The sequence below is a fragment of the Polaromonas sp. CF318 genome (assembly GCF_000282655.1).
Lineage (GTDB): Bacteria > Pseudomonadota > Gammaproteobacteria > Burkholderiales > Burkholderiaceae_C > Polaromonas.
The window spans coordinates 18,098-27,432 of the sequence record NZ_AKIV01000078.1; the positions used below are offsets into that span (position 1 = coordinate 18,098).

General features: G+C 63.6%; 10 protein-coding genes. 3 read left to right on the top strand and 7 right to left on the bottom strand.

The window, feature by feature from the left end; genetic code table 11:
• The 5 genes from PMI15_RS15570 to PMI15_RS15590 form a co-directional block, all read right to left on the bottom strand.
• On the bottom strand, nt 1-759 hold the full coding sequence (locus PMI15_RS15570; protein ID WP_007870923.1) for an ABC transporter ATP-binding protein: 759 nt from the start codon (nt 757-759) through the stop codon (nt 1-3).
• Complete coding sequence (locus PMI15_RS15575) at nt 756-1,763, bottom strand: branched-chain amino acid ABC transporter permease (RefSeq protein WP_007870925.1); 1,008 nt, start codon at nt 1,761-1,763, stop codon at nt 756-758. Before PMI15_RS15575 ends, PMI15_RS15570 begins: the two co-directional genes overlap by 4 nt.
• On the bottom strand, nt 1,760-2,635 hold the full coding sequence (locus PMI15_RS15580) for a branched-chain amino acid ABC transporter permease (protein ID WP_007870928.1): 876 nt from the start codon (nt 2,633-2,635) through the stop codon (nt 1,760-1,762). Before PMI15_RS15580 ends, PMI15_RS15575 begins: the two co-directional genes overlap by 4 nt.
• 93 nt (nt 2,636-2,728) lie before the next feature.
• Nucleotides 2,729-3,964, bottom strand: coding sequence for an ABC transporter substrate-binding protein (locus PMI15_RS15585; protein ID WP_007870930.1), 1,236 nt, complete (start codon nt 3,962-3,964; stop codon nt 2,729-2,731).
• A 45-nt stretch (nt 3,965-4,009) separates the two neighbouring features.
• Nucleotides 4,010-4,972 carry a shikimate dehydrogenase gene (locus PMI15_RS15590; protein WP_007870934.1) on the bottom strand — a complete coding sequence of 321 codons (963 nt, stop codon included), beginning with the start codon at nt 4,970-4,972 and terminating at the stop codon, nt 4,010-4,012.
• A 168-nt stretch (nt 4,973-5,140) separates the two neighbouring features.
• Here PMI15_RS15590 and PMI15_RS15595 point away from each other — a divergent pair, with 168 nt between their 5' ends.
• Nucleotides 5,141-5,953, top strand: a complete 813-nt coding sequence (locus PMI15_RS15595) for an IclR family transcriptional regulator C-terminal domain-containing protein (RefSeq protein WP_007870937.1) — start codon at nt 5,141-5,143, stop codon at nt 5,951-5,953.
• Between the two features lie 130 nt (nt 5,954-6,083).
• Nucleotides 6,084-6,968 (top strand): DMT family transporter, encoded by an 885-nt coding sequence (locus PMI15_RS15600; RefSeq protein ID WP_007870941.1) that lies wholly within the window; start codon nt 6,084-6,086, stop codon nt 6,966-6,968.
• A gap of 28 nt (nt 6,969-6,996) precedes the next feature.
• On the opposite strand, the gene aroC is transcribed toward PMI15_RS15600, so the two are convergent.
• Together aroC and PMI15_RS15610 are read right to left on the bottom strand one after the other, a co-directional pair.
• Nucleotides 6,997-8,094 (bottom strand): chorismate synthase, encoded by a 1,098-nt coding sequence (gene aroC / locus PMI15_RS15605; RefSeq protein WP_007870943.1) that lies wholly within the window; start codon nt 8,092-8,094, stop codon nt 6,997-6,999.
• Nucleotides 8,095-8,193: 99 nt separating this feature from the next.
• A complete protein-coding gene (locus PMI15_RS15610; RefSeq protein WP_007870944.1) occupies nt 8,194-8,514 on the bottom strand; it encodes a hypothetical protein in 321 nt (106 codons plus the stop codon).
• A gap of 260 nt (nt 8,515-8,774) precedes the next feature.
• Between PMI15_RS15610 and PMI15_RS15615 the strand changes: the two genes are divergently transcribed.
• The gene (locus PMI15_RS15615; RefSeq protein WP_007870946.1) at nt 8,775-9,197 is read left to right on the top strand and encodes a cupin domain-containing protein; all 423 of its coding nucleotides are present in this window, start codon (nt 8,775-8,777) and stop codon (nt 9,195-9,197) included.
• The last annotated feature ends 138 nt before the right edge of the window (nt 9,198-9,335 follow it).

Here is a 9,335-nt window from a genome sequence, read left to right on the forward strand (position 1 = left end):
TCAGTTTCCGAGGTAAGCGTCGAGCACTTCTTTGTTAGCGCGGATCTCGGCCGGTGTGCCGATGGCCATGACTTTGCCCTCCACCATCACCATGATGCGGTGGCACAGGTCCATCACAAAATCCATGTTGTGCTCGATCACGACAAAAGAGCTCTTGCGGCCGAACCTGGGGTTCTGGTTGAGTTCCTTGAGCAGCGAGGAAATGCCGCCCACCAGGCTGGGGTTCACGCCGGCGCAGGGCTCGTCGAGCAGCACCAGGTCGGGCTCGGCCATAAAGGCCATGGCGATGTCCACCAGTTTCTGCTGGCCGTAGCTCAGGGTGCCGGCCAGCTTGTCGGCCACGTGGCGTATGCGGAACTGGTCGATCAGCGCGTCGGCCTTGTCGCCCAGGCCTGAATCGCCGGGCGCGAACATGCGGCTGAACATGCTGCCCTTGTGCTCCTGCGCGGCCACGATGAGGTTGTCGCGCACCGTCATCTTGCCGAAGACCTGCAGGGTCTGGAAGGTACGGCCCACGCCGCGGCGGCTCAGCTCCAGCGGCGACAGGCCGGTGATGTTCTGGCCGTTGAGCTCGATAGCGCCCTCGTTGGGTGTGATCTGGCCCAGCACGCTGTTGAACATGGTGGTCTTGCCCGAACCGTTGGGGCCTATGACGCCGAAGATCTCGCCCGGCATGACTTCGAAGGACACACCGCCCACGGCCTGGATGGCGCCGTAAGCTTTTTTGAGTCCTGTGACTTTTAACAATGCATGGCTCATGACGTCGCTCCGATCCGGCCGGCGGCCGCCGCACGTGCCTGCGATGCTTCGCGCGCCGCGCGCTTGCTGCGAATGCGGTCGGGAATGCTGAGCAAACCATCGGGCAGCCAGACCATCAAAATCACCACGGCGGCGCCAAACATCGGCAAATACCAGTTGGACACCAGGGGCACGTCGCGCAGCCATTCCGGCAGCACCACGCCCACGGCGGCGCCGACGACAGGCCCGAGGAAGTAACCGGCACCGCCGACCACCACCATCAGGTACAGCATGATGGACGCAGCCACGGCGAAAGGCCCGGGCTCGATAAACTGCACCAGCGAGGCGAACAGCGCGCCCGCAATGCCCGCATAGACCGCGCCTATGGCAAAACTCAGCAGCGTGTAGTTGCGAATGTTCACGCCCAGGCTTTCGGCGCGTATCGGGTTGTCGCGCAGCGCGGTGAAGGCCTTGCCCCAGGGCGAGCGCAGCAGGCCCCACAGCAGGCCCGCCAGCAGCAGGGTGACCGCCAGCACGAAGTAGTAGTACGCCAGGTTGCCTTCGAGCGAGTAGCCGAACAGCGAGGGCCGCGCGATGTTGTTGATGCCGAAAGTGCCGCCCGTGAGCCACTCCTCGTTGCGCATCACCAGCCAGATCGCGGTGTTGAAGCCCAGCGTGGCGAAGGCCAGGTAAATCGCCTGCACGCGCAGCGCCGGAAAACCCAGGACCAGGCCGACGGCAAAGCAGATCAGCGCGGCGGCCGGCAGGCCCAGCCAGAAACTGACCCCGGCTTTCATCAGGATGGCCACGGTGTACGCGCCTATGCCGAAGAAGGCCGCATGGCCCAGCGACTTCTGGCCCGCGTAGCCGACCGTGAGGTTCAGGCCCATGGTGGCGACAATAAAGACCAGCCAGTAGGTCAGCAGGTAGATGCCGTAGTTCTTGAGGAACTGCGGCACCACCAACACCAGCAAGGCAGCCAGGACCGTCAGCACCAGGGCGAATTTGTTGTTGGCGAGCTTCATACCTTGCGCTCCTCTTTTTTACCCAGCAGGCCCTGCGGCTTGAAGAGAATCACCACCATGAAAATCACCAGCGCCACCGCGTCCTTGTAGGCCGGCGAGATGTAGGCCGAGGCGAGGTTTTCAGCTACCCCCACGATCAGGCCGCCCAGCAGCGCGCCGCGCGAGTTGTTGAACCCGCCGATGATGGCGGCGAAAAATGCCTTGGTGCCCAGGCCCTCGCCCATGTCGAACTTGGCGAGGTAGGTGGGCGTGACCAGCAAGGCGGCCACCACCGCCAGCACGGCGTTGATGGCGAAGGTGTAGAAAATCATGCGCGGCACATTGATGCCCAGCACCGAGGCGCTCTCGGTGTTTTGCGCGACGGCCTGCATGGCGCGGCCCGTCACGGTTTTTGCCAGGAAGGCCTGCGTCGCCATCACCACCACCAGCGCCAGCGCGAAGGTGCCCACGTCCTGCAGGGTGATCGTGACCCCGGCGATGTTGAACAGCTTGTCGGCAAACAGGCTGGGGAAAGGATGGGCTTCGGCGCTATAGCCGGCGCGCACGCCGTTGCGCAGGGCAATCGAAAGCCCTATGGTCGCCACGACGATGGGCATCATGCCGTATTTGAAGAGCGGGTCCACCACGCCCCGCTTGAAAACCCAGCCCAGCAGCAGCACGGCCAGCAGCACCGCCATCACAAAGCTCACCAGCATGGGCGCGCCCAGAGAGATGAAGGCCAGCATCATGAAGGCCGGCAGCATGACAAATTCGCCCTGGGCGAAGTTGATGGTTCCCGAGGCCTGCCACAGCAGGGTAAAGCCCAGTGCCGCCAGCGCATAAATGCTGCCGGTGGCCAGGCCCGAAAAAAAGAGTTGGAGAAAGTCCGTCATGGAGAAGTCCGATGGTGGAGAAGGCCGGTTGTGGTCAGCGGAGGCTCCGGTGGGCGGGCCTGCGCCCTGCCCACCGGCGGCCGGGGTTTCAGGTTACTTCTTGGCGGCCGGTTTGGATGCGGCAGGCTTGGGTGCGGCGGCAGCAGTGGTAGCCGCAGGAATGGCCTTGCTCACGTCGCGGGTGGCCAGGCCCAGGGGCGGCACCATGTCGATGACGTCCTGCTTGCCGTTTTTGACTTCCACCATGAAGCTCATGCGGTCGAGGTCACCCTTGTTGTCGAACTCGGTGTACATCAGCGCGCCGGGGTATTTGTCGGTGTTGACCTTCAGGCCCTTCATGGCTTCGGCCACGGCCTTGCGGTCCAGCTTGCCGGCCTTTTCAATCGCGGCCTTGAGCACGTAGACACCGGAGTAGCCCTTCATGCCGTTGTGGTCGGAGATGTATTTGTACTCCTTCTCGAACTTGGCCTTGAAGGCGCGGATGGCAGGCACCGGGGCGTCCACCGTCAGGCCCACGTGGGCGATCGCGCCGTTGGCGGCCTCGCCGGCCAGCTCGATGACTTTCTGGCCGGTCAGCGTGGTTTCGCCGATGATGGGTTTGGTCCAGCCCTGCTTGCGCAATTCGCGCAGCAGGCGCGCCGATTCTTCCTCGTTCGAATAGGCGAACACGCCGTCCGCGTTGCTTTGTTTGGCGCGCAGCACCGCGGCCGAGAAGTCGACCTGGCCGGGTTCGGTGGAAATTTCAGCGAGGATCTTGGTCGGCGAGTTGGCCAGGGCCTTGCGGATCGAGTCCATGCCGCCCTTGCCGAAGTCGTTGTTCACGTAGATGACGGCAATGCTCTTGAGCTTGGCCTGGTCGCTGATGTAGCGCGCCACCTTGGGCATGGCGGTGGCCTGCGTGAAGCTGGTGCGGAACACGTAAGGGTTGCCCTGCTCGGTGATGCTGGCCGCCTCGCCGCCGGTGAAGTTGGGCACTTCGGCGCGCCGCGACTCGGCCATGCTGACCATGATGGAGCCGGAGAACACCGGGCCGAAGATGGCGAACACATTGTCGTCAATGGCTTTTTGCGTCAGGCCCTTGGCCACGCCGGGATTGCTTTGCGTGTCGGCGGTGCTGGTCTGGATTTTTTTGCCCAGGATGCCGCCGCCGGCATTGATTTCCTTGACGGCCAGTTCCACGCCGTTCTTGAAGTTGGTGCCCGCCGTGGCGCCGCCGCCGGACAGTTCCACGATGTTGGCGATCTTGATCACGTCTTGCGCGAAGCCGGCCGTGCTGCCCATGGCCAGCGCGCAGGCCGCAATCAATTGAAGGGCGAATCGTTTTTGCATGCTTGTCTCCTCTGGTTAAAAATCAATGCGGTCAAAAAATGACCCTCACAGGGCGGCCAGCGGCGCACTGGCGTGCGCCCCGGAAACCGTCGCCCGGCCGCCCGCCGGGATACGCCGGATTTCACCCGCCATCGCGGCCGGGTACAAATGCTCGCGGATAAAGGTCGCGTCGCGGCGCACCGCCTCGGCGGCCTCGGCATAGCCGAAGAACTCCAGGTAATCAGGCGCCTGCTGGATCAGCATTTCAAAGCCGGGCTGGGCCACCAGCCCACGGCCGCGCACCGCGCGCACCAGCGGCGTGGGCTGGTTTTTCATGAGGATGTCGACCACCGCCGCATGCGGCGCCAGGCGCGACACATCGCAGGGCAGCGGGTCGGCGGCCTGCAGGCCCAGGGGCGAGGCATTGACCACCAGGTCGTAGCCCGAGGGATCGCTGCCGGCGGCGGCCAGCACCAGCGTGCCCGCGGCCTGCGGTGCCGAGGCAATGCGCCCCGCGATCGCCAGGGCCTTGCCCGGCACCGGGTCGTAGAGCGCGATTTCGGCTGGGGCACGGCTGCCGGCAATCGCCAGCGAGGCGGCAATCGCCGAGGCGCCGCCGCCGGCACCCAGCACCAGCACCCGCTTGCCGGTATAGGCCACGCCGAAGTAGTCGAGCGAAGACACAAAGCCCTTGCCGTCGAACAGCCCGCCTTCGAGCTTGCCGTCCGGGTTGCGGCGAATGCCGTTGACGGCGCCGGCCACGCGGCCATAGTCGTTGCAGTGCGACAGCAGGCCCATCACCAGCGACTTGTGGGGAATGGCCAGGAACATGCCCTTGATGTTCTTTGCCAGAAAAGCCGCGCGCACAAAAGTCTCGATGTCGCCGGCCGCCACGTGCACGGGCACCAGCACGGCATTGATGCCCAGGGTCCTGAAGATCAGGTTGAAGACATCGGGCGCGCGGACCTGCTCCACCGGATCGCCGGGAATCAGGTAGACATCGGTATTGCCCTGGACGGTTGGAAGCATGTCGAAGTTCGCCTTGTTATTTTGCTGATCCGTTCGATGATCGATTAATCAGCACTTGATGGCCTGAACTTTATAGGCCGATAAGGCTACTTCAAAGGAATATCCTTGATATTTGCGCGATTATCGATCAATAATGATCGACAATCGACCGAAACAAGGGTTTGACCTATGAGCACCCCTAGCGCCCCCCCACAGCCAGACGCCCTGCAGGCGCCCAGCCCGCCCGCGCTCGACAAACGCGACTGGATCGCCGGCCTGGAAAAAGGCCTGGGCATCATTGAATGTTTTGACGACGCCAACCCGCGCCTGACGGCCAGCCAGGCCGGCGCGCGCTGCGGCATGACGCGCACCGCGGCGCGCCGCTACCTGCTGACGCTGGAACACCTGGGCTATGTGGCCGGCGACGGCAAGCTGTTCTGGCTCACGCCGCGCGTGCTCAGGCTGGGCCAGTCCTATCTTGAATCAGCCCGGCTGCCGCGCATCGTCCAGCCCTTTTTGCAGCGCGTGACCGCCGGCACTCAGGAAAGCGCGTATGTCAGCGTGATGGATGGGGACGACATCGTCTACATCGCGCGCAACGGCTCCAGCCGCGCGATGAACACCGGCTATGTGCTGGGCTCGCGCGTGCAGGCCCAGGTCACGGCGGCGGGTTTGCTGATGCTGTCCATGCGCGAGCCCGCCTGGCTGGATAAATGGCTGGCCAACCACGAACTCAAGGCCTACACCTCCTACACCATCGCCAGCAAAGACCGCCTGCGCATAGAACTGGCCCGCGTGCGGGCCCAGGGCTGGGCGATTTCCGAACAGCAACTGGAGTTGAATTACCGGGGTATCGCGGTGCCCCTGCGCGACCGGCACGGCGACGTGGCGGGGGCGCTCAGCGTGACCATGCCCATGGGGCATGAGTCGAGCGAGGAGGCGGTAGGGAGGGTTTTGTCTGTCTTGCGCGAGACGGCGCAGGCGATGAGGAACCTGATTTAGCTTTGCGGTCGCTGGTCGGGGGTGAAGCCGGGTCTTGCCCCGGCCTCCGCTGCAACGTCGGGCCGAATCTTGCACAATCAAACAGCCCCCTTCCACAACGCCGCTTCCACTGCCGCCCGTGCGGCGTTTCATGCAAACCCGACACTTCCTCCAGCTCATCGCGATGTCCGCCCTCTGGGGCGCTTCATTTCCCCTTCTTCGCATTGCCAGCCCGGCCCTGGGGCCGTGGGTGGTGGCGGCCGCCCGCTGCATCCTGGCGTCCATCGTGCTGGGCCTGCTGATGGTCACGCTGCGCGGCAACTGGCCGCCGCGCCGGGCCTGGCCACGGCTGGCCTTGCTGAGCATGCTGTCGGTGGTGATGCCTTTTGTGCTGTACAACTGGGCGGCGCTGGTCATCCCCTCGGGTTACTCGGCGGTGCTCAATGCCACGGTGCCGCTCTTCGGCGTGATGGCCGCGGCGCTGGCCGGCGAAGAAAAACTCACCCGTATCCGCCTGCTCGGCTGTGCGGTAGGTTTTGCCGGCGTCGCGCTGCTGGTGCAGTTGGGGCCCGTGGCCGTCACGCCCAGGGTGGTTCTGGCGGCGCTGGCCTGCGTGGCCGCGTCGGCCAGCTACGGCTTTGGCGCCGTCCTCATGAAGCGCGCCACCATGGCCTACTCGCCGCTGCCCTCGTCGGCGGTGGTGCACATTGCCGCGGCCCTGATCCTGCTGCTGCCGGGTGGTATCGCCGCACCGTCGGCCGAGCTGACACCCGGCGCCGTGGCCGCAGTGACGGTGCTGGGCACCTTCACCTCGGGGTTTATGTACTGGATCAGCATGCGGCTGATGCGCGAGATCCCGGCCAGCGCCACCACCTCGGCGGCTTTCATGATCCCGCTGTTCGGCGTGACCTGGGGCGGACTGTTCCTCGGGGAGCCGGTCACGGCCAGCATGCTGCCCGGCTGCATTCTTGTGCTGTCGGCCACCGCGCTGATCACGGGATTCAACCCGTTCCGCTCCGCGCCGCCCGAGCCTTGAGGGCCAAGGCGCGGGCCGCGCAGCAGATTTATGGGCGGCTTCGCATGATGTCGGGCGTGCTGACGACCACGTCCGCGTTCTGCGCGCGCTGGCGCAGCGCATGCTCCATCACCACCAGCGCCAGCAGCGCTTCGGCGATCGGCGTGGCGCGTATGCCCACGCAGGGGTCGTGGCGGCCCTTGGTCACCACTTCCGCCGGGTTGCCGGCCGTGTCGATGGACTGGCGCGGCGTGATGATGGAACTGGTGGGCTTGATGGCAATCGAGACTTCCAGGTCTTGCCCGGTGCTGATACCGCCCAGCACGCCGCCGGCGTTGTTCGAAAGGAAACCTTCGGGCGTCAGCGAATCACCGTGTGTGGTGCCGCGCTGCGTGACGCTGGCGAAACCCGCGCCGATTTCCACACCCTTGACCGCATTGATGCCCATCATGGCAAAGGCAATGTCGGCGTCCAGCTTGTCATACAGCGGCTCGCCCAAGCCGACCGGTATGCCTGAGGCCGTCACGCGTATGCGCGCGCCGCAGGAGTCGCCGGCCTTGCGCAGGGCGTCCATATAGTTTTCCAGCTTGGAGACATCGGCCACCGGCGCAAAAAACGGATTGTTCGGCACGTGCTCCCAGGATTCAAACGGAATGACCTCATCGCCGACCTGCGTCATGCAGCCGCGAAACACCGTGCCGTATTTTTCGGCCAGCCATTTTTTGGCGACGGCGCCGGCCGCCACAGTGGGCGCTGTCAGCCTTGCCGAGGACCGCCCGCCGCCGCGCGGGTCGCGCAGGCCGTATTTGTGCAGGTAGCTGTAGTCGGCATGGCCGGGGCGGAAGGTTTCCAGGATGTTGCTGTAGTCCTTGCTGCGCTGGTCGGTGTTGCGGATCAGCAGGCAGATCGGCGTGCCGGTGGTCTTGCCCTGATAAACGCCGGAGAGGATCTCGACCGCATCGGGCTCGTTGCGCTGCGTCACATGGCGGCTGGTGCCGGGACGGCGGCGGTCCAGGTCGGCCTGGATGTCCGCCTCGCTCAATTCCATGCCCGGCGGGCAGCCATCAATCACACAGCCAATGGCCGGGCCGTGGGATTCACCAAAATTGGTGACCGCGAATAGGGTGCCTAGGGTATTTCCGCTCATGGGAAGGGATTATCCCAGAGGGTTGAGTGAAGGATGTAATTATTGCCATGACACACATCATCGCCAGGTCGACGTCATGTCAGGTGCCTCTGCAATTCGTCAACAATTGGGGAAATCCTCGCACTCCAATCGGGAACCGCAAGCACGCCATCCATTGTCAAAGTCCTCACAATAACGAACACTGCGACAGACACGGTGCGTTCCACAACCTCGGCTGGCGGCCTGATCGATCACCGCGGTGGAAATCTCCGACACGTCAAGAGTGCGGATATCAAAGATCTCGAGCAGGTTCCGCTGCTTCAGAACGCGTCTGGCGGCCTCCAGAACTTCGGCCATTACCTCGTCTGTCAGCCCTTTGCTTTCCAGGATGATCTGGAATTCCTTTTCGCGACCTGCCTGACTCCCAGGTTTCATCTCCATAACTACCCCCTTTTCCTTTTAATAGCTTCTGATAATTGCGAAGCCGGTTAGCCAATATCCGATCAGGAATAGAAATCGGAAGGAGCGCCAGTCTTCGTCAAGACTCGCACCGCCTCAACTCAATTTTCACCACAGCTGCCGCATTCAGGCAACGGCATAAATACACAAAAAATTGCTACCTGAAATAGCTTTGGAACGCTTCATGCTTGCTGCACCGCACCAATCCCGAGTTGGATGTCTTGATGGAACAGGAGCACCCCATGCTGGACCGCACCGCAACCAAGTTTTCCCACGTCAAGCCCGGCGACACGCAGTTTGTTTCCGGCGGTTTGCGCGATTTTTTCCTTTACCGCGACCTCGGTATCGCAGACGCGACCAACGGCCAGGTGATCGCGCACCTTGTCAAGGCGAACATGGCACCGGAAACGGGCACGGGATGGCACCGTCATGAGGCGGATTTCCAGATCGTCATCATGGTCAAGGGCTGGGCCCGCTTTATGTACGAAGACAAGGAAACCCTGGTCGAGGCCGGCGACGTGGTGCACCAGCGCCCGGGCATCAAGCACTTTCTGTTCGACTACTCCCCCGACATGGAATACCTGGAAATCGTCGGGCCGGCGGATTTCAAGTCGATTGACGTGGACCCGGTCTGCGACATCCCACCTCCCACCCCCTGGAAATAACCGACCTCCACTGTCTCCGCATCCGAATCCGTTCCCGAACCCGCCCCCGATTGCCCCTTGTGGATGCGCCGAGGAGCGCAGGTTCAGGCGGATCAGGGATCGCGTTGTTTGAGCGAAGCGAGTTTAGCGAGACCCCGC